The sequence below is a fragment of the Waltera intestinalis genome, from assembly GCF_009695995.1.
In the GTDB taxonomy this organism is placed as follows: Bacteria; Bacillota; Clostridia; order Lachnospirales; family Lachnospiraceae; genus Acetatifactor; species Acetatifactor intestinalis.
In genome coordinates this window covers 109,271-128,312 of record NZ_VUMU01000002.1, presented here as the reverse complement: position 1 = coordinate 128,312, position 19,042 = coordinate 109,271, and the positions used below count along the sequence as shown (strand labels likewise).

The 19,042-nt window shown below is 46.1% G+C and carries 22 protein-coding genes; all 22 read right to left on the bottom strand.

Annotated features, from left to right (window positions below):
* Nucleotides 1–42 precede the first annotated feature (42 nt).
* The 22 genes from rpsB to FYJ59_RS02250 all read right to left on the bottom strand — a co-directional run bounded on the left by rpsB (nucleotide 43) and on the right by FYJ59_RS02250 (nucleotide 19,012).
* Nucleotides 43–798: a 30S ribosomal protein S2 gene (gene rpsB / locus FYJ59_RS02355; protein WP_154495106.1), complete on the bottom strand. Its 756-nt coding sequence runs from the start codon at nucleotides 796–798 to the stop codon at nucleotides 43–45.
* A 182-nt stretch (nucleotides 799–980) separates the two neighbouring features.
* Nucleotides 981–1,589, bottom strand: coding sequence for an endolytic transglycosylase MltG (locus FYJ59_RS02350; RefSeq protein ID WP_154495105.1), 609 nt, complete (start codon nucleotides 1,587–1,589; stop codon nucleotides 981–983).
* Between the two features lie 32 nt (nucleotides 1,590–1,621).
* Nucleotides 1,622–2,284, bottom strand: a complete 663-nt coding sequence (locus tag FYJ59_RS02345) for a DUF6115 domain-containing protein (protein WP_154495104.1) — start codon at nucleotides 2,282–2,284, stop codon at nucleotides 1,622–1,624.
* Nucleotides 2,285–2,307: 23 nt separating this feature from the next.
* Entirely contained in the window at nucleotides 2,308–2,622 is a 315-nt protein-coding gene (locus FYJ59_RS02340) for a hypothetical protein (protein ID WP_022153927.1), read from the bottom strand.
* A gap of 18 nt (nucleotides 2,623–2,640) precedes the next feature.
* Nucleotides 2,641–4,230 carry a DUF342 domain-containing protein gene (locus tag FYJ59_RS02335; RefSeq protein WP_154495103.1) on the bottom strand — a complete coding sequence of 530 codons (1,590 nt, stop codon included), beginning with the start codon at nucleotides 4,228–4,230 and terminating at the stop codon, nucleotides 2,641–2,643.
* Nucleotides 4,231–4,269: 39 nt separating this feature from the next.
* Entirely contained in the window at nucleotides 4,270–5,034 is a 765-nt protein-coding gene (locus FYJ59_RS02330; RefSeq protein ID WP_154495102.1) for a FliA/WhiG family RNA polymerase sigma factor, read from the bottom strand.
* Nucleotides 5,027–5,308 carry a hypothetical protein gene (locus tag FYJ59_RS02325; RefSeq protein ID WP_022153924.1) on the bottom strand — a complete coding sequence of 94 codons (282 nt, stop codon included), beginning with the start codon at nucleotides 5,306–5,308 and terminating at the stop codon, nucleotides 5,027–5,029. Before FYJ59_RS02325 ends, FYJ59_RS02330 begins: the two co-directional genes overlap by 8 nt.
* A gap of 24 nt (nucleotides 5,309–5,332) precedes the next feature.
* Nucleotides 5,333–5,821, bottom strand: coding sequence for a chemotaxis protein CheD (locus tag FYJ59_RS02320; protein ID WP_154495101.1), 489 nt, complete (start codon nucleotides 5,819–5,821; stop codon nucleotides 5,333–5,335).
* Between the two features lie 30 nt (nucleotides 5,822–5,851).
* Complete coding sequence (locus FYJ59_RS02315; RefSeq protein WP_154495100.1) at nucleotides 5,852–6,472, bottom strand: chemotaxis protein CheC; 621 nt, start codon at nucleotides 6,470–6,472, stop codon at nucleotides 5,852–5,854.
* A 13-nt stretch (nucleotides 6,473–6,485) separates the two neighbouring features.
* Complete coding sequence (locus FYJ59_RS02310) at nucleotides 6,486–6,977, bottom strand: chemotaxis protein CheW (RefSeq protein ID WP_235897888.1); 492 nt, start codon at nucleotides 6,975–6,977, stop codon at nucleotides 6,486–6,488.
* Nucleotides 6,978–6,994: 17 nt separating this feature from the next.
* On the bottom strand, nucleotides 6,995–9,088 hold the full coding sequence (locus FYJ59_RS02305; protein WP_154495099.1) for a chemotaxis protein CheA: 2,094 nt from the start codon (nucleotides 9,086–9,088) through the stop codon (nucleotides 6,995–6,997).
* Between the two features lie 51 nt (nucleotides 9,089–9,139).
* Nucleotides 9,140–10,219, bottom strand: coding sequence for a chemotaxis-specific protein-glutamate methyltransferase CheB (gene cheB / locus FYJ59_RS02300; RefSeq protein ID WP_154495098.1), 1,080 nt, complete (start codon nucleotides 10,217–10,219; stop codon nucleotides 9,140–9,142).
* Entirely contained in the window at nucleotides 10,219–10,950 is a 732-nt protein-coding gene (locus FYJ59_RS02295; protein WP_022153918.1) for a flagellar brake protein, read from the bottom strand. Before FYJ59_RS02295 ends, cheB begins: the two co-directional genes overlap by 1 nt.
* Before the next feature lie 15 nt (nucleotides 10,951–10,965).
* A complete protein-coding gene (locus FYJ59_RS02290; protein ID WP_154495097.1) occupies nucleotides 10,966–11,856 on the bottom strand; it encodes a MinD/ParA family protein in 891 nt (296 codons plus the stop codon).
* A 25-nt stretch (nucleotides 11,857–11,881) separates the two neighbouring features.
* Entirely contained in the window at nucleotides 11,882–13,111 is a 1,230-nt protein-coding gene (gene flhF / locus FYJ59_RS02285) for a flagellar biosynthesis protein FlhF (protein WP_154495096.1), read from the bottom strand.
* Between the two features lie 36 nt (nucleotides 13,112–13,147).
* Entirely contained in the window at nucleotides 13,148–15,181 is a 2,034-nt protein-coding gene (gene flhA, locus FYJ59_RS02280) for a flagellar biosynthesis protein FlhA (RefSeq protein ID WP_154495267.1), read from the bottom strand.
* Nucleotides 15,182–15,231: 50 nt separating this feature from the next.
* The gene (gene flhB / locus FYJ59_RS02275) at nucleotides 15,232–16,344 is read right to left on the bottom strand and encodes a flagellar biosynthesis protein FlhB (protein WP_328597194.1); all 1,113 of its coding nucleotides are present in this window, start codon (nucleotides 16,342–16,344) and stop codon (nucleotides 15,232–15,234) included.
* Nucleotides 16,341–17,123 (bottom strand): flagellar biosynthetic protein FliR, encoded by a 783-nt coding sequence (gene fliR, locus FYJ59_RS02270; protein ID WP_154495095.1) that lies wholly within the window; start codon nucleotides 17,121–17,123, stop codon nucleotides 16,341–16,343. The genes flhB and fliR overlap by 4 nt, the downstream gene beginning before the upstream one ends.
* A 12-nt stretch (nucleotides 17,124–17,135) precedes the next feature.
* The gene (fliQ, locus tag FYJ59_RS02265) at nucleotides 17,136–17,408 is read right to left on the bottom strand and encodes a flagellar biosynthesis protein FliQ (RefSeq protein WP_154495094.1); all 273 of its coding nucleotides are present in this window, start codon (nucleotides 17,406–17,408) and stop codon (nucleotides 17,136–17,138) included.
* A 20-nt stretch (nucleotides 17,409–17,428) separates the two neighbouring features.
* Nucleotides 17,429–18,304: a flagellar type III secretion system pore protein FliP gene (fliP, locus tag FYJ59_RS02260; RefSeq protein ID WP_118550922.1), complete on the bottom strand. Its 876-nt coding sequence runs from the start codon at nucleotides 18,302–18,304 to the stop codon at nucleotides 17,429–17,431.
* Entirely contained in the window at nucleotides 18,285–18,650 is a 366-nt protein-coding gene (locus FYJ59_RS02255; RefSeq protein ID WP_022153910.1) for a flagellar biosynthetic protein FliO, read from the bottom strand. Before FYJ59_RS02255 ends, fliP begins: the two co-directional genes overlap by 20 nt.
* Nucleotides 18,650–19,012: a response regulator gene (locus FYJ59_RS02250; protein ID WP_022153909.1), complete on the bottom strand. Its 363-nt coding sequence runs from the start codon at nucleotides 19,010–19,012 to the stop codon at nucleotides 18,650–18,652. Before FYJ59_RS02250 ends, FYJ59_RS02255 begins: the two co-directional genes overlap by 1 nt.
* Between the last annotated feature and the right edge of the window lie 30 nt (nucleotides 19,013–19,042).

The window sequence follows — 19,042 nt, the reverse complement described above, 5'->3', positions numbered from 1 at the left end:
GCATCGCAATCTGGGTTCCTATGCTTCTCTTATGGAATCGGATTATTCAGCGTCAGCTGCAACCTCTTCGATATCCTCTGCTTCGGTAGCTATATCAGCATCGCTGTATACAGCCTCGCCCTGTTTAGCTTCGATGACAGCGTCAGCCATCTTGGAAACGATCAGCTTAACGGCTCTGATCGCATCATCGTTACCGGGGATGATGTAATCCAGCTCTTCAGGATCACAGTTGGTATCGCCGATACCGATCAGGGTAATGCCCAGTGCATGAGCCTCCTGTACACAAATTCTTTCCTTCTTAGGATCTACAACAAAGATAGCATCGGGAACTCTGGTCATGTTCTTGATACCGCCCAGGTTCTTCTCCAGCTTCTCCCATTCTTTCTTTAACTGAATAACTTCCTTCTTAGGCAGTACATCGAAAGTACCGTCCTGAGACATGGTCTCGATTGCATGCAGTCTTGCGATACGGGACTGGATGGTTCTGAAGTTGGTCAGCATACCACCTAACCATCTCTCGTTTACATAGTACATACCGCAACGCTCAGCCTCAACCTTTACAGCGTCCTGTGCCTGCTTCTTGGTACCAACGAACAGAATGGTGCCGCCCTGTGCAGCGATCTCGGATACTGCCTTGTAAGCCTCATCAACCTTAACTACAGACTTCTGCAGATCAATGATGTGGATGCCGTTTCTCTCGGTGAAGATGTAAGGAGCCATCTTAGGGTTCCATCTTCTGGTCTGATGTCCGAAATGAACACCTGCTTCAAGTAACTGTTTCATAGAAATAACGCTCATGTCTTTACCTCCGTTTGGTTAAAATCTTCCGCTTTTCTTTTCTGCCGGGACGCGTTAAGAACCCGGTTAGCTCTGACAAAGACTTCTGTAAAACCAGTAAGCACCATCGTCAAATCGAAAGGCGTGTTTTTTGTCACAACAGTGCGATTATAACATAGGAAAGCCCCTGTGGCAAGGGGTTTTTAATGTTTTCCTGTGATTATTTTGGCAATTTCTTCTTCGGAAGTTCCGGGAACTATCTCATAAGTGCCGGGATTTATGCTGCGGCTGTAGCCGTTATTACATAAGTAATTGTCAAATGTCTTCGCATCTTCCACCAATCCCGCTTCCTGTAGCCGGCTGCTGACGCTTCCGGAGCTTGCTCCTTTTTTTACGGTAACGGTAACCGTCTGCGCTGCTTCTGATGCTACAATCGTCTCAGGCTGTGGTGTTGCTTCCGGTTCCATGGTATTTTCCGGTGCAACCGTTGTCTCCGGTTCCATGGTATTCTCCGGTGCAACCGTTGTCTCCGGTTCCGATGTTGTTGTCATTGCTTCTTCGGTCTCAGGCTCCGGGGATGCTTCCGTCTTCTCCGTGTTTTCCTGTGCCTGCTGCTGTACGCTGTTCTGCAGAGCTGTTAACGTCAGTTCACTGCTGTCCACCATTCCCAGCTGTTCCGCACGTTCTCTGATCTGATCATCTGTCAATATCTGTGTCTCCTGCCCCTGACGGTGAGAAAAGCTGATTCCCAGGATCAATGCGGTCACAATCATACCAATTCCAAGACCGCGCAGATAATATTTTAATTTCATTTCTGTCTCCGTCCTTAATTTCGTGATTACCTTCAGGCCTTATACAGGTCAATTACGAGTTTTACTTCTCCCACGCCCAGTCCGAGTTCCCTGGCTATTGCTACCGTGGATTTGCCCTGTCTGTGCATTTCCAGGATCTTCTCGTTGTTGTTCTGGCCTTCTTCCGCTGTCTCACCCATGAATCCGATTTCCGGAGATACAGCCTCCTCTGTTTTCGCCGGTTCGTCTGCCAGGATCACTTTTTCCGTTTCCTCAGTTTTTACCGTCGGAGTATCATCGATCACCTTCACCTTGTCTTCCGCAGCTTTCACCGCTTTGTCCACTTTGGAGACGGTATCTTTGATATTGGCATGCTTGTTGTTCAGCATATCATATAAGAACATTGCTTCCTCATGATTTTTATGAATTTCCTGTAATACCGTATCGGAATATTCATTTACCGCCATGATTTTCTCGTTAGTCAGGCGTTCCAGCGATCTCTCCGCCTTTTCCACCACATCTTCTGAGGTTTCTTCCACTTTATCCTGCACCTGTGCACGGACTGTTTTCATTTCTTCCTCTATCAAACCGTGGATTTCCTGTTTTGCCGCATCTGTGTCGATTCTACCGGCGTCCGATCTGCCTGCCGGCAGTAAAAAACTTCCTATAAAAATTACAATTCCTACGATCAGCAGGATCACTTCTAAAATGTCCATCTTACTACGTTTCCTTTGTATTTTCAGATCTTGATGTCAAAACCACGATGCTGTTTTTGGATAACAACACCATCTTCCGGTTCTTTCTTTTTCCGGCGTTTATCTCCGCCGTTTCCGGCATATTCATTGTGTCCCTTCTCCTTGGCATCATATTGTCCGGTATACCAGTCCGCATTATCACTGCTGTGTACTTCTTTCGTAAGCTTTTCACTCTGTTTTTGAGACTGCTGTCCCAGAGTCATCTGTTGAAATGCCCCTTTATTGTCCTCATTCTGCTTCATCACGGAATAATCCTGTGTTCTGGGGATCGAAGCAATCTCCAACGAACCAAACGCCATATCTGTGCCTCTTTTCTGCTATATTGCGGTAGCCTTAACATCTCCATCGATGCGTTCAAATCTACAGTACTGGTAAGTATTTTTCACCTGCATGGAGGAATCCCCGATAATGATCGTAGTCCCCGGATACACCTCTCCCTTGACGATGACAGCGGCCTTTTCCTGTGGATTGAACTCCATCTGCAATTCCTGCATGCGCGCGTTTTTCTCCTCCAGGCTCTTTTTCTGTGTCTCCATCGTTGCTGCGGAATTCCGGATATAATTCAACTGATCCGGAGTAAAACGCACTCCTCTGTTTTTTTTCTCTGTGAAACTGGCAAGAATCGGCTGAATACTCCGAATATTTTTAACGATCTCCGAAATTTCTTTCTGGAGTTTCATATATTCTGCTTTTTTCTCCGGGTCCACTCCGACCTCTACCACGGTCGGTGCCCCCAGTGTCGCTCCCAGAGTCTTCACTTCGATTCTCTGACCGGCACGTACATGTCCCCCAGTGATAAAGCCTCTCTTACCGGTTACCTGGATCTCCGTAGATGCCGTCACATTGCTATGCAGAATCGACTCCGTATTCACATAACCACCGGCACTGACCGTCGCATTTTCGAGGAATTTGGCAACGATATTGCCACCGGCCTTCAGGATGCCTTTTGCCATACCATTCATACCGCGGGCAATGATAATGTTTCCTCCGGCCTCGATGCAGGCACCCTCTACCACACCGCTTATGACCACATTGCCACCGGCCCTGATCTCAAAATTAGAAGAAACATTGCCACGCACCTGCACGCTTCCTTCAAATTCAATATTTCCGGTGGATAGATCTACATTCTCTACTTCATAAACATCGGATACAAATACTTTGCCCTCTACCAGTGACACGTGACCGTCCACCAGAGAAGTAAGTTTTTTTCTGTCCTCTGAGATTTCAATATTATGTCCGAATTCCAGATGTGCTTTCTTCACCTGTCTGGGGCGGATTTTGGCTCCCTGCACCGTTATTCCGTATTCCCCTTCATCTTCCGGAATGATTTCCGCCAGGAGCTGTCCCTTTCTGCAGGGGTTGATCATATTCAGGTGGAAATAATCCACGGTGCCGTCATCTTTTAATGTAGGCTGTGCATGAACATCCGTATTAAAATAATACCTGACCGACGCATCCGTACCATGTCTCGGTTCTTTTCCTTTGGCCACGATCAGATCTGTACCATAGATCCCATCCGACATAAAATGATCCTGCAGAACGTTCATCTGTATTCCGTAGACAACGTTCCGGTATCTGAGATCCCGGATCACACTGTCCATGGTTGTTCTTTTCCCGCTTTGTGATGCCGGATAGAATCGAAGAATCACCTGCATATTATCCTGGCTGACCTCGATACTGTAGGTTTCTTCCAGTGCCGGGCAATCCTTTCTCTCCAGAAAGCATACCGTATCTTCCCCCGACAAAATTGCTTTTTTAATTGCCATAGGATCATACGGCACAGATTCCCGTTCAAGATAATTCAACACTTCCTGGAGATTCACGTCCGCTCCTCCGTCCTTTGGTTGAAATATCTGTAGCCCATAACCTCCCAGTGCATTTACGAGCTGAAAATAGCCATTCTGCATGCATTTTCTCCTCTTACCCAATCTGCGGGTCAAACATTTTTATAAAAGTCCCATATAATTTCCCATTTTTGTCTTCATTTTCTGCAGAGCTCTCGTATGCAGCTGGGAGACTCTGGATTCCGACACTTCCAGTATATTACTGATCTCTTTTAGCGTAAGATCTTCGTAATAATACAGCGTAACTACTTTCTTCTCTTTCTCTGTCAAAAGTTCCAATGCTTCTCCGAGTACTTTTGTCAGTTCTTCCTTCTCAATGCTCTCTTCCGGACCGTCAAATCTGGCCGTGGTATGTCTGCTATAATCCTGCGAGACATCGCTTCCCTGATCCATATATTCATTCAGTGACACCAGTCCCGTAATTTTCATCTGCGACTGCCAGTCCAAATATTCCTCCGCGGATATTCCCAAACCCATAGCAATATCTTCATCTGTTGCACTGCGTCCCGTGGTCTGTTCCACTTCCTTGATGACAGCGTCAATCTTCTTCTGTCTCTGGCGAATCGTCCGAGGTATCCAGTCCATTTTACGAATCTGATCCAGAATGGCTCCACGGATACGCAGACTGGCATAGGTCTCGAATTTTACTTCTTTGAGGCAATCAAATTTGTCAATTGCATCAATCAAGCCAAAGATCCCGTAGCTGACCAGATCCTCATAGTCTACGTTGTATCCCAGATACATGCTCAGTCTTCCGGCCACCACTTTCACCAGGGGGGCATACTCCAGTATCAGCTGCTCCCTGGTCTCCGGTCGCTTATTAGCAGCATATTCTTCTAATAATCTTTTCTTACCGGCTTCATCCATTTGACTCGCTTACACCCTTCTGTTGTGCATCTTCCGATACAGCATCTTCTTGTTCCGCCTTCTCTTCCTGTTCCTGTTTTGCCTTTTCCTCGTTCTGCCTGTCAAAGCGATCCAGCAGAAGCCGGACACCGTTTCCCAGACAGTAAAACAAAAGCATCACAGCAAACAGTGCCACCAAACTTGCCAATACCGAGTAAGCCTGTACCATCGTAACAATACAGGTACAGGCGCCGGCTGTCAGCATCAGGATCAATGGCATATTCTTTCTGTTCATAATTTTCTTCCATTCCAATATTTATCAGATGACTGATTCATCTCTTCCTACCGCACGGATATGAAATTCTCCGGTCTCCGGATAAAATGTAACGGTTCTTCCGTAGTTTTTGCCTGTATCCTCTGCTAAAATAGGGATATTGATTTCCTTCAATTTCTTCTTAACAGCCTGTACATTGCGCTCCCCCACCTGCATCATGTCGTTACGACCCTGAAATGTAAACATGGTAGCGCCACCGGCAATCTTAGCAACCATTCTTGCCTTTCTCGCACCAAGTTTTTCCATCTGGCGTACCAGTTCATCAATTCCCGTATCCGCAAATTTTGCAATATTCTGGCTACTGTTACGTATCGTAGTGCTGTCTGGCAGCATAATATGCGCCAGACCGCCTATTTTCGTCACCGGATCGCGGATTGCAATTCCCACACAAGATCCCAATCCCAAAGTCGTCACTCCGTCGGGACTTACGCAGGTCTTCAGATCCGCCATTCCTACCTTAATAATCTCGCTCATTCTGCTCCCCTTCTTCTGCCTCTTAGCACCTTATGCAACAGATATTCCCAAAGACGATAATATCTTGGGATAGGATTCAATATCGGGAACCAGAATGAAATAACCATCAATCTCCACCTCATCGTAAAACTGAGACTGGATCAGTAAAATCTTATCTCCCAAAGTTCCAAATTCAATTGCCGGAACGCTTAGGATCGCTCCCGCCATATCCAGCGTCAGAGAAGGCGGGGTAGGGATAATCGTCAGGTTCGTAAGAGTCGACAGGGAATTCAGATAGGCTCCCGTGATAATGTTGCCGATCTCCTGCATTGCAGAAAATTCAATCTCTGAAAAACCTTCCGGCTGTACCATATCTCCAAGGATCTTATGGAGAAGATGTTTTGCGCTGTTCTGTTCCACCAGGAACATCATGCTTCCGGTAATGTCTCCTTCCACCCCCAGGAAAACACCGATCATTACCTGTTCCTCTCCTCCCATCAGTGCTCCGACTTCGTTAAAATCCAAAAGCTTTACCTGTGGTACTTTCATATCCACCTTGCAGTTTAACATCTGGGAGAGTGCTGTCATAGCGTTGCCTGCACCTATGTTTCCAATTTCTTTTAAAACATCCAGATATGTTTCCGAAACTTCCTCTAAACTCAGATCTCCCATGGATCCATCTCCTTTATGCGTTTTCCTCCAGTGTAATGGAATTCAGATCCAGAAGAGAGATCAGTTCTCCATTGTGTTTTCCTACACCTGTAATAAAACTCTTTTTATTCTCACCGGCATTCTGAGACATTTTTTCAATCTGGCTGGTACCGAGAGTGACAACTTCCTTCACTTCGTCCACAATAATGCCGACACTGCCCTGCTGTTCCAGTTTCAGAATGATAATTCTGGTAGCACGGGTCAGTTCGTCTGCCTCCAGTCCCATTTTCAGTCGGAGGCTCATTACCGGCAGTACTTCTCCACGCAGATTAATAACACCTTTCAGATATGCGGGTACCTTGGGTACTCTGGTAATGTGCTGCATTCTGACAATGTTGTCTATGTAACGGATATCAATGCCGTACTGCTCATCACCGAGGCGGATCACAATATACTGGAAAAATTCCTCCTCAATTTTACGCTCATCTCCGGCTTTTAACGTATTTTTCATGCTAAGTTCTTCCATAATCGTCATCTCCCTCCTTACAGTAATGCATTTGCATCCAGGATCAGTGCCACTTCACCGTCACCCAAAATCGTTGCACCGCTGATAAATTTACACTGCTTGATATATTTGCCAAGAGATTTGATAACGATCTCCTGCTGACCGATCAGTTCATCGATCACAAGACCTGCCATTTTGTCTCCCTTCTTGACGATTACCACAATCAGATTATCCTCGGGAGATCTGGTACTTTCCACATCCAGTACTTCCGTCAGACGGATCAGGGGAATTACCGTTCCTCTTAAGTTGATCACTTCTTTGTTCTCTACCAGTTTGATATCCTTCGGTGAGATATCTTCGATGGTCTGAATGGATCCCAGGGAGATCGCATATTTTTCTCCACCTACGACTACCATCAGTGCCTGAATGATTGCAAGGGTCAGAGGCAGACGGATCGTCCAGGTACTTCCCTCTCCCCATTTTGATTTCACTTCTACTTCACCGCTTAAGGATTCGATCTTGGACTTCACGACATCCAGTCCCACGCCTCTTCCCGATACATCGGTTACTTTTTCGGAAGTGGAGAAACCGGGCTGGAACAGCAGATTGATAATATCCTTCTCCGGCATATTTGCTGCCTGTTCTACGGTTACCAGATTACGTTCGATTGCTTTATTCTTAACAGCTTCCACATCAATACCGTTACCATCATCTCTTACCTCGATGACTACGTTATTGCCATCCTGATAAGCATCCAGGAAAATAGATCCCTGCTCGGGCTTGCCGCGCTGTGCACGAACTTCCGCGGATTCCAGGCCGTGGTCAGCGGAATTACGCAGCAGATGCATCAGAGGATCCCCGATCTCATCCACCACGGTACGATCCAGCTCGGTCTCCTCACCGGTCATATACAGTTCCATCTTCTTGTCCAGCTTCTTAGACAGATCACGGATCATTCTGGGGAACTTCACTACAACGCTTTCGATAGGTACCATTCGTACCTTCATTACGGATTCATGCAGATTAGTTGTCACATTTTCCAGATATTCGATCTGCTCATTGAATGCCGTATTGTTGCCCTGGTCATTGCTGGAAGCAGCTACCAGAGAGTTTTTGGCAATGATCAGCTCACTTACGAGATTCATCAGAGAGTCCAGTTTTTCGATGTCTACACGTACAGTACGGTTGACCACAGGCTTGCTCACCTGTTTTTTCTCCGGAGCTTTAGCAGCTGCAGGCTTCTTCTCTTCTTTTCTCGTTTCAGTCTTTGTCTCGGCTACTTCTTCTTTTTTCTCCTGTGCGGGTTCCTGTGTCTCCTCTTCGGAATGATAATTCTTGGTCTTCTCCAGTTCCAGAACCGCACCGGTCACCTGTGCGATCTCGGATACGCTTTCCGCTGCCTTGATCACATCATCCAGAGAATAATCGGACAAAACGATCAGAGTGAAATCTTTATCGAACTTTTCGTCTTCCACATCCTGTGCGCTGGGTACGGAGACGATGATCTCTCCTTTTTCCTCCACAGCCTTGAACACCAGGAAAGCTCTTGCCGCCTTCAGGATACAGCTGTCCTGTACCACAACATTAATACCGTATACATTTTTGCCCTGTTTCATAGCTTCTTTGATCACGCGGATCTGGCTGTCATCAAACGCAATGTCATTCCATTTTTCCGCACCTGTTCCGGTGCTCTCCGCTGCGGGTGCTGTTGCTTTTTCTTCCTTTGCGGGCTGCGCCTGTCCGGTCTTGCTGCCGTTCAAAATATCATTCAGGGCTTTGATCAGATTTTCATTGTCATTGGTTCCCTCATCGGAGGTCTCCTGAATGTTGTTTTTATACTCCTCCAGAGCGTCCAGGCACTGGAACAGTACGTCGATCATTTCCGGTGTAACCTTAATATTGCCGTTACGCACTTCCGAAAATACATTTTCCATATCATGGGTCAGATTCTGCATCCGCTTATAGCCCATGGTTCCCGCCATACCCTTCAGGGAATGTGCCGCACGGAATATTTCATTGATATTATCCATATTCTCGGGATCTGACTCCAGTTCCAGAATCTGTGTATTCAGGTTCTGCAGATGTTCATTTGTTTCATCCAGAAAAATTTCAAGATATTGGCTTACGTCCATCTTTTCCTCCATTCTGCCGATCACAGTATTGCCGGAAACGGCATATATTACTTAATTTACTCCTACATGCAGTATGATTTCCTGGGCGATCTGGTCTAACGGTACCACCTGATCTGCCAGTCCTGCTGCAATAATACTCTTGGGCATTCCAAATACAATGCTTGTCTCCTGATCCTGTGCGATCACGTATGTTTTCCTGGAAGTTCTCAATTTACCGATCCCTTCCGTTCCGTCCGCACCCATTCCGGTCATAACTGCACATACAACCGTATCAAAGCGGCTGTCCTGCAGGGATTCGTACATATAATTGGCACAGGGTCTGACTCCTTCCCTGTAAGGTTCTTCGGATAAATGCAGTGTATGACGTCCGGCCGGTGAGGTTACCACATGGAGATGCTTTCCTCCCATGGCGATATAGACCCAGCCCTTTTTCAGTTCTTCCCCCTCGGCTGCCTCTTTTACATGAATCTGGCTTAAATTATCCAGTCTCTCTGCAAGAGATGCTGTGAATCCTGCCGGCATATGCTGTACTACCAGTACCGGTGCATCCAGGTCGGCCGGTAACAGAGGGATCACCGATTGCAGAGATTTCGGACCTCCCGTGGAGCTTGCAATTGCCACCACTTTGTTGCCGCCCACACTGACCGGGTGATGATTGATGATCTTCATCATCTCCCTGACTGTGCCCTTCTCTTCGGAAATTTTCTTCTTCTCATTGAATGACGGCATTCTGCCGTTAGCCACAACATTCAGTGTCCGTAAAAACTCTCTGCGGAAATTCTCTCCCCGGCAGTCGACTGCACTGTCCGGCTTATGTACGAAATCAAGAGCTCCCAGTTCCAGTGCATCCAGGGTGGTTCTGGCACCTTCCATAGTGTCGGTACTCGCCATCATCACTCTTGCCGGTATCTTGTATTTTCGCAATTCCTGCAACAGCTGCAGTCCGTTCATCCTCGGCATATTCACATCCAGGACAACCGCGTCATAACTGTTTCTGCTCAACAGATCAAAAGCTTCTAATCCGTCTTTTGCTCTGTCAACTACCTGAAACCTTATGTCTGCATCTATTATATCACAGAGCACTCTTCTCATGAGTGCAGAATCATCTACAACCAGTATTTTTTTTGGCATCAGTTCAGTCTCTCCTTCTTACGGCTCTTACGCTCTTCTTCAAATATAAACCGAATAATCTCTTCTCTGGTATTTACATCCAGATTGTAGTACTGGACTCTGTGTTCAAACATTCCCCTCCGGTTTTCCAGTTCCTTGACTGCTAAAACCTTTCCGACCACATCATATTTTTTTCTTTCCCCATCTTTTAACAGATGGTAGCTGCACAGGATCAGGCTCCCGGGTTCATATTTCTGAGATGACAGGAAGCGCAATCCGCCACCACTGATATCTACGATCACACTATGCTTTAACGGAAGTCCCGGCTGAAGCTCATAGGGTGAATTTTTTTCCAGTGCCTCGATTTCTTCTTCCTCCAGATTCCGCGCACACATATCCAGTGCACAACTGAACCGATAATATTCTCTCCGCTGATATTTGCGCAGATTGCTGGTCAGTTCCATCACCAGCACATATACATTATTACTTTTGTAACGATCTACGATTCTGGAAAAACACTGATACAGACTATTCTCTTCGAAAAATACCATATCATATTCGCTTTCCACCGGCAGAAGGATCAGTCTGGTCTGTTCCATTGGCATGGAAATCTCCAGTGTATCCTCCGATAGGATCTGCAGTACACGGCTCTGGTAAACCTTTGTCGTATTTTCGGCTCCGGATTCTCCCAATCCATGTTCCAGCGCCCGAAGCTCTACTTTAGAACCTTCTTCCACAAATCTGGACAACATAATTTTGTACCTCTCTTATCTGGACTGTTTTGCAGCTTTGTTTCTGGTCCCTATAATATGGGAGAAAAAAGCTGCCATTCCGCGCTTTGGTTGTTCTTCCTGTGTTTTATCGCACAATCTCTCCGCAATTCTCTGATATGCCTGACTGGATTTTGCTCCCGGATTCTGTATCGACACAGGCACCTGTTGCATTACTGCCTGCACCACCTGGGGATCCTGTGGTACACACCCCAAATATTCCATGGAGGTCTTAAGATATCTGGTAACCACTGCATTCAGCTTATCAAACAGCACCTGGCCTTCTTTTACATTTTCCACTCTGTTTGCCACCATTTTGACCTTAGTATAGCCCTCTTCATATCTCGGATGTCGGTACAACGCCTTTAACAAAGAATAAGAATCCGTAATGGAAGTAGGCTCCGGCGTCGTCACCAGCAGCACCTCGCCGCTCGCCACCAGGAATTCTAATACGCTGTCCGATATTCCGGCTCCTGTGTCCACTATGATCACATCCGTAAGGGCATCCAGCTCGGCCAGATTCTGTATAATGCAGGTAAGAGCATCTTTTCCCAGATTTGACATTCCGGCAATTCCGGATCCTCCGGAGATAAATCCCACTCCCATAGGGCCCTGGGTTATAATATCACTGATACTTTTTCCTTCGTATACCAGATCACATAAGTTATGCTTTGGCACTGCACCAAACATAATTTCAATATTCGCCAGTCCGAAATCTGCATCTAAAATAACGACCCTTTTTCCCATTTTACGAAATTGAATTGCCAGATTGATAGACATATTGGATTTTCCAACGCCACCTTTTCCGGAGGTGACAGTTATGACTCTTGCAGTCGGTCTTATCTGCTTATTTGCTTTAATAATCCTTAACTGTTCCGCCTGATCCATTTTCTCGCGCCTTTCTGTCTAAGCTTTATTCCTTTCCACCAAGGATCTGTTTTACCGTCTTCTGTGGATTGAATACTTCCATGTCATCCGGAACATTCTGTCCACAGGTCACATAAGCGACCGGTGCACCGGTATAAAGCTTCATATTCAGCAGATTCCCCACTGCCTCCGTTTCATCCAACTTGGTAAAGATCAGCTCATAATCCGTAATCTTACCATAACAGTCTGCAATCCTCTGAAGATCTCTATATTTGGTAGTTGCACTGAGAACCAGAAACACATGATAGTTTCCGGGGTCTTTCAGTGCTCCCACCATTTCCTTCATTTTCTCCAGCTGATCCGCATTCTGATGTGATCTCCCCGCTGTATCTATAAAAATATAATCACAATCCCAATAATCCTTCACTGCAGTCTGCAGTTCTTCCGGGGTATAGATGACCCGGAAAGGTGTCTCCAAAATATTGGCATAGGTTCTTAGCTGTTCTGCGGCCGCAATACGATAGGTATCTGCGGTTAACAGTGCCACTTTCTTTTTATCCTCCACACAATATTTTCCTGCCAGCTTGGCAATGGTAGTTGTCTTACCCACTCCCGTAGGTCCGATAAATAATACAATCCTCGGTCCGTCCGCAGAGGGCGTAATCCCTTCTGACTTTCCGAATTTCAATACCATCTTCTGATAAATATTAGCCAGAAGATAATCAAAGGGCAGGTCTGCTTTTTTGGTTTTAGAGGCATCTTCCAAAATACTGTTTACGTATTTCTCGTCCATCTCGTTATCCAGCATTTTATTATACAACAGCCGGATAAATTTATCCTGTTCCGGATTCTGCTCTTCCTCTTTCTTCTCCGGGGTTTCCGCTTTCGAATCCTTTTTCTCTTTTTCTTCACTGACTGTTTCCCGGTGGGTTCCTGTCTCCTCCCCGGTCGCCTGTCTGCTGTTTAACTGACTCTCCAACAGTGTCTGCAGACTGTCCAGCTTTTTTTCTATATTCTCTGTACTGTTTCTGACAAACAGATTTCTGTTCTCCGACGGTGCATCCGTCGTGCGCGTAATACTTCCATATTGCGGTTTCTGAGGTTTTTCCTCCTCCAGTGCAGCAGTGATCTCTATCTGCTTCGGAGACAGAAATGCAAAAAATCCCTTCTTTTTTACTTTCCTTACATTCATGATCACGAGACCGCTTCCAAGTTCTTTTTTCGCAGCTTCTGTAGCTTCTGCTTCCGTTTTCCCCGTGTATTTCTTGATGATCATATTACTCCTCACTCCTGCGTCGGTTCACTCTTCCTGTTATGCTGTGACCATTCCCACAGATTGTAATTCTACATTTGATTCCACTTCATTGTAAGATACCACGACCAGATCCGGATAATAGTCTTCCGTCAGTCGTTTGAAATACATTCTCACAATGGGTGATGTCATAATAATTGGGGTTTTTCCCATATTTTCCAGCTTTTTGATCTCTTCACCCACAGCGTTCAGTATCGCCTTGCTTCTGGCAGGATCCAGATTCAGGAAAGCTCCCGTCTCCGTCTGTTTTACGCTGCCCATAATTTCCTGTTCGATCTTCGGATCCAGTGTCAACACACTTGTCGTCTCATGGTAAGGGAAATATTTCGTAGAAATCGCTCTCTTGAGGCTCTGTCTTACATATTCCGTAAGGATATCCGTATCCCGCGTCGTTGGCGCATAATCGGCCAGGGTTTCCAGTATTGTCAGCAGATCTCTGATGGATATTCCTTCTTTTAACAGATTCTGCAACACTTTCTGTATTTCACCCAGTCCAAGCAGCTTGGGTACCAGTTCTTCCACCAGAGAAGAATTGTTCTCTTTTACGTTGTTGATCAGGTTCTGAACATCCTGTCTGGTAAGCAGCTCTGCAATATGCTGACGAATGATCTCTGTCAGGTGCGTAGCAATGATCGAGGGAGGATCTACTACTGTATATCCCAGACTCTCCGCACGTTCTCTCTGTCCTTCCGTGATCCAGATCGCCGGCAGGTGGAAAGAAGGCTCAAAGGTAGGGATTCCGGTGATCTCTTCCTCTACATACCCGGGATTCATGGCCATATAATGGTCAAACAGTATCTCTCCCTCACTGACCTGAATTCCCTTGATTTTAATAATATACTGATTCGGGTTCAGCTGAATATTATCCCGCAGTCGGATAATAGGTACCACCGTACCAAGTTCCAATGCTATCTGTCTTCGAATCATCACGACACGATCCAGCAGGTCACCACCTTGGTTCACATCCGCCAAAGGGATAATTCCGTAACCGAATTCCAATTCGATCGGATCCACCTGCAGCAGGCTGTTGACATTTTCCGGCTGTCGTATCTCCTCCGCAGCTGCTTCCTCACTGTCTACTTCCTGTTCAATCTTTGCCGTCTCAATCGTGCCCTCAATATTTCTCGCCACAATGATAAATACCAGGCCAAGACCCACGAACAGGATCGTGTTCAGTTGTGTCACAAATCCTAAAACAGCCAGCATGGTCCCTACCAGGTACAGTGCTTTCGGCACACCGAACAGCTGGCTTACCAACGTAGTGCCAAAGTCAGCATCCTTGCTTCCTTTGGTCACAAGAATACCGGTGGAAAGTGAAATCAGCAGAGAAGGGATCTGGCTTACCAGACCGTCACCAATGGTCAGGATCGCATATTTGTTCAGGGCCGCTGTAATATCCATTCCCTGCCTGGTCATTCCCGTGATAATACCACCCACGATATTGATCGTGGTGATCAGAAGACCCGCTACCGCATCTCCCTTTACGTATTTTACAGCACCATCCATGGAACCGAAAAAGCTTGCCTCTTCCTGGATCTTCTCTCTGCGTCTCTTGGCTTCCGCATCCGTGATGGCTCCGGTATTCAGATCTGCATCAATTGCCATCTGCTTACCGGGCATTGCATCCAGAGTAAATCTTGCGGTTACTTCAGACACTCGCTCGGAACCTTTATTGATTACCATGAACTGGATCAATATCAGAATAATAAAGATGATAACACCGATGACCAGGTCTCCGCCGCCTACAAATTCACCGAAAGTCTCCACGACATTACCGGCATTACCGTCCCGCAGGATCAGTCTGGTGGATGAGGTGTTCAGTGCTATTCGGAAAATTGTTGTAAACAACAGCATGGTGGGGAAGAACGACATATCCAGCACTTCCTTGCTGAACATGGTAGCGAACAGAACCGTCAACGCAATGGAAATATTGATAGCCAGCAGTATATCCAGAAGCCAGGCCGGAATCGGTACAATAAACATGATAATGGCAGCCATGATATAAATTGCTACACCCACATCCGCTTTTTTCATTTTCATATGCACCTGACCTCCTTTCTGTCTTTCTGTAAATTCTTCTTAAGTTATATCTTCCCCTGCAGATGATATACAAATGCCAGCACTTCCGCCACTGCCTGATAAAGCTCCGGAGGGACTGCCTGTCCCACATCCACATTGGCATACAGCATTCTGGCCAGGGGTTTATTCTCTACGATTTCTATCTGATGGTCTCTGGCGATCTCTTTGATCTTAGCCGCCAGATAATCTTCTCCTTTAGCGATCACAATGGGAGCATCCGCCACCTCCGGATCGTATTTTATGGCAACCGCATAATGCGTGGGGTTCGTAATAACCACATCTGCCTGGGGAAGATTCTGCATCATTCTGCGCTGGGAGGCTTCCCGCATTCTCTGCCGGATACGGCCTTTGATCTGCGGATCTCCTTCCTGCTGCTTATATTCTTCTTTTACTTCCTGCTTGGTCATTCTCATGTCCCTGCTGAATTTTACCTTCTGATAGATAAAATCAGCTGCCGCAATGATCATGTAGATCAGTGATATTCTGATTCCGAGATCCGTCACCGTATTCCCGATCAGTTCGATCGCCTGCATCAGATCCAGATCATATAGCTGATACAACAGGGGCCATTTATTCTTCAGATAATTATAGCATATGTAAACGATCAGTCCAATCTTCAGGAGGGATTTGATCAGTTCTACCACTGAGTTGACTGAAAATATTCTCTTAAATCCGGACACCGGACTCATTTTGGAAAACTTCGGCTGCAATGTTTTTCCGGTGGGATGCCATCCTACCTGGACCACATCACTTAAAAAAGCAATCAGGAAACCGATCAGCATAAGCGGTGCCATGATCACTACGGCTTCCAGCATCATTTTTCGGAATACCAGTGTGGTATCCTGTTGCGGCATATTGCCATGCCAGAACGTTACCACCTCGGGAATCTTCTCATAAATAACCGTAAAAACATTCATGAACTGATATCCCATATTTCCTACCCATAGTTTCAGTACCAGGAACACCGCCAGTAATCCAAGCCCATTAGCAACCTCACGGCTTTTGGCAACCTGTCCTTCTTTTCTGGCATCTGTTAATTTTTTCTCGGTAGCAGGTTCTGTCTTCTCCCCGCCCTGGCCTTCTGCGGCAAAGAATTGCAGATTATATTCTAAGCTCACATCATACCTCCGATAAAAGATACTACCATCTTCTTCATTTCCTGATACACAAAATCCGCTGCCCCAGGCAACATTCCGGCCGTAAGGAACAGGGCAGACAATCCCGCCAGCACCTTCAGCTGAATTCCCACCGCAAACATATTCATCTGCGGTGACACCTTGGCCAGCACACCTAAAATGGCATTTAACAGCAATGTCACACAAAAAATCGGCAATACAATGCGAAAGCCGATCAGAATATAATCATTCATAAATTCTATCATGGAGTTCAGCAGACTGTCCGCATGAAAAGTCACACCGTTTATGGGGATCAGCGTAAAGCTGTCTGCCAGCGCTCCAAACAGATAGCGGTACATTCCGGAAGCGATCAGCATCAACATAAAAGAATACTGATATAACACACCGGTGATACTGGTACTCTCTCTGGTAGCCGGATCCATCAGGGTTGCCATGGACAGGCCGGTCTCCATATCCGCAATGGATCCGGCGAAATTCACGATCGCCATGCAGATATTCGCGCCGAATCCGATCAGAAGTCCGGCAATTGCCTCTTTCATGACGATCACGGCATACTCCATCACCGTATCAAATACAACCGCATCTGCCGGTGTCAGTGTTTCATACAGCAGGATCGATGTAAAAAAGCTGATACCGATCCGAATCCTGGCAGGAGTATCGTTCATTCCAAAATACGGTGCTATGTATACAAAACAGGATACCCTGACAAAAATCAATAAAAAATATTCAAGATCATATATCGAAAACGAAAAATCTATCATGAAGTCATCCCGTCACCTGTGTACATACTGGCTGAAACTCGACCAAAGCTGTACTGTGTATTCTACCATAGTATTCATCATCCAGCTGCCCAGCAGGATCAGCGTCAGGAAGATCGCTATGATTTTAGGTACAAATGTCAATGTCTGTTCCTGAATGGATGTCACCGTCTGAAAAATACTGATGATCAGACCCACGATCAAAGACACCAGAAGTACAGGAATCGATACCTTGATGATCACATAGAGTGCATTATTAGTCATTTCAGATACTGCATCAATCGTCATAGTAACACCTCACCTTCCGATTAATAGAACGTCTGCACCAGCTGACCTATGATCAGTGCCCATCCATCTGCCAGAACAAACAGCAGTATTTTGAAGGGCATGGAAATCGTCGTAGGCGGCAGCATCATCATACCCATACTCATCAAGGTCGACGCCACTACCATATCGATCACAATGAAAGGAATATAAATCATAAATCCGATCCAGAATGCAGTACGCAATTCACTGATCATAAAACTCGGTACCAGCACGGAATTGGGAATATCCTCCAGGGTTCCATCCCACTCCAGTCCGGCGATATCCATAAAAAGTTCTACGTCCTTTACCTGTGTCTGCGGATACATGAACTCCCGCAAGGGAGCCATTCCTTTTTCCAGTGCTTCACTCTGGTCGATGGTTCCCGCTTCAAACGGCTGGATCGCCTCTTCATTGATTCTCGTAATGGTAGGCTCCATAATAAAAAATGTCAGGATCAATGCCAGACCGATCAGGATCTGATTGGGCGGTGCCGTCTGCGTATTCAATGCCGATCTGGTAAAGTGCAGCACAATGATGATCCTGGTAAAAGAGGTCATCATAATGATAATGGTCGGTGCCAGTGCAATCAGTGTCAGAGTGATCAGAATTCTCAGTGCTCCATTGATCTGACCGTTCCCATTATTGTAGGTAATGCTGACCGTATTGGCTGTATTCAACGACCCTACTTCCTCATGGGTAGTCGCCGTTCCGGCAGGATTGATCACTGTGGAGACCTCCGTGTCTCCCGTAAGATGTCTTTCCGAAGCCTGTGCCTTTATCGGTACGCAAATACACAATATGCCCACCGTGACCAGCAGGCATACCATATACGTTGCAATCTTAAATTTATTACTCCAGTTAATGATCTTGTTCTTCATTCTCTTTCTTAGCCGCACGTTTCAATAACTCCCGGAAGCCAGAAGTATTATCTGTTGTTGTCTTGTCCTTCAGCTGCCCGGCAGGAATTTCTCCCAGATTTGTTACGGTATCTTTGCAGACCGCAATCGCAAAATAGCTTTCGCCAATGCGAACCAACTGGATATATTTGTTGTTGGCGATCCGGACGGTCTCCAATACTTCAATATTCCCCGCTGCACCCTGCTGCTTCTGATATCCGGCAATCCATTTTGTCACCAGCGCAGTCACCGCCAGTACCGCCACAAAGATCAACAGCACTGTGATGAATTGCGCATAACTGTCTGTTTTTCCGGTAAGTATGATCATTAGCCCACTACCTTTTTCACTGCTTCAATAACACGCTCAGCCTGGAAAGGCTTTACAATGAAGTCCTTGGCTCCGGCCTGAATGGACTCAATAACCATTGCCTGCTGTCCCATAGCGGAACACATAATTACTTTTGCTCCGCCGTCAATCTTTTTGATCTCTTTCAATGCCTGGATTCCATCCATCTCAGGCATAGTGATATCCATAAGTACCAGATCAGGATTTACCTCTTTGAACTTTTCCACTGCCTTCAATCCGTTTTCTGCTTCTCCTGCCACATTATAACCGTTCTTGGTCAGAATGTCCTTGATCATCATTCTCATAAATGCTGCATCATCACAGATTAAAATATTTTTAGCCATTTAATTTTCCTCCGTTTATTTGGTCTGTTC

What these genes read in the sequence shown, in the direction of transcription:
- FYJ59_RS02315 (WP_154495100.1), bottom strand. Translation starts at nt 6,472, where the DNA reads ATGGGAGATCTGAGTTTAGAGGAAGTTTCGGAAACATATCTGGATGTT.
- fliP (WP_118550922.1), bottom strand. Translation starts at nt 18,304, where the DNA reads ATGAAGAACAAGATCATTAACTGGAGTAATAAATTTAAGATTGCAACG.
- FYJ59_RS02295 (WP_022153918.1), bottom strand. Translation starts at nt 10,950, where the DNA reads ATGTTGTCCAGATTTGTGGAAGAAGGTTCTAAAGTAGAGCTTCGGGCG.
- FYJ59_RS02340 (WP_022153927.1), bottom strand. Translation starts at nt 2,622, where the DNA reads ATGGCGTTTGGTTCGTTGGAGATTGCTTCGATCCCCAGAACACAGGAT.
- fliR (WP_154495095.1), bottom strand. Translation starts at nt 17,123, where the DNA reads ATGATAGATTTTTCGTTTTCGATATATGATCTTGAATATTTTTTATTG.
- FYJ59_RS02325 (WP_022153924.1), bottom strand. Translation starts at nt 5,308, where the DNA reads ATGAACAGAAAGAATATGCCATTGATCCTGATGCTGACAGCCGGCGCC.
- FYJ59_RS02255 (WP_022153910.1), bottom strand. Translation starts at nt 18,650, where the DNA reads ATGATCATACTTACCGGAAAAACAGACAGTTATGCGCAATTCATCACA.
- flhF (WP_154495096.1), bottom strand. Translation starts at nt 13,111, where the DNA reads ATGATCATCAAGAAATACACGGGGAAAACGGAAGCAGAAGCTACAGAA.
- FYJ59_RS02345 (WP_154495104.1), bottom strand. Translation starts at nt 2,284, where the DNA reads ATGGACATTTTAGAAGTGATCCTGCTGATCGTAGGAATTGTAATTTTT.
- FYJ59_RS02350 (WP_154495105.1), bottom strand. Translation starts at nt 1,589, where the DNA reads ATGAAATTAAAATATTATCTGCGCGGTCTTGGAATTGGTATGATTGTG.
- FYJ59_RS02305 (WP_154495099.1), bottom strand. Translation starts at nt 9,088, where the DNA reads ATGGACGTAAGCCAATATCTTGAAATTTTTCTGGATGAAACAAATGAA.
- rpsB (WP_154495106.1), bottom strand. Translation starts at nt 798, where the DNA reads ATGAGCGTTATTTCTATGAAACAGTTACTTGAAGCAGGTGTTCATTTC.
- FYJ59_RS02290 (WP_154495097.1), bottom strand. Translation starts at nt 11,856, where the DNA reads ATGGATCAGGCGGAACAGTTAAGGATTATTAAAGCAAATAAGCAGATA.
- FYJ59_RS02320 (WP_154495101.1), bottom strand. Translation starts at nt 5,821, where the DNA reads ATGAGCGAGATTATTAAGGTAGGAATGGCGGATCTGAAGACCTGCGTA.
- FYJ59_RS02250 (WP_022153909.1), bottom strand. Translation starts at nt 19,012, where the DNA reads ATGGCTAAAAATATTTTAATCTGTGATGATGCAGCATTTATGAGAATG.
- FYJ59_RS02330 (WP_154495102.1), bottom strand. Translation starts at nt 5,034, where the DNA reads ATGGATGAAGCCGGTAAGAAAAGATTATTAGAAGAATATGCTGCTAAT.
- fliQ (WP_154495094.1), bottom strand. Translation starts at nt 17,408, where the DNA reads ATGACGATTGATGCAGTATCTGAAATGACTAATAATGCACTCTATGTG.
- FYJ59_RS02335 (WP_154495103.1), bottom strand. Translation starts at nt 4,230, where the DNA reads ATGCAGAATGGCTATTTTCAGCTCGTAAATGCACTGGGAGGTTATGGG.
- cheB (WP_154495098.1), bottom strand. Translation starts at nt 10,219, where the DNA reads ATGCCAAAAAAAATACTGGTTGTAGATGATTCTGCACTCATGAGAAGA.
- FYJ59_RS02310 (WP_235897888.1), bottom strand. Translation starts at nt 6,977, where the DNA reads ATGGAAGAACTTAGCATGAAAAATACGTTAAAAGCCGGAGATGAGCGT.
- flhA (WP_154495267.1), bottom strand. Translation starts at nt 15,181, where the DNA reads ATGAAAAAAGCGGATGTGGGTGTAGCAATTTATATCATGGCTGCCATT.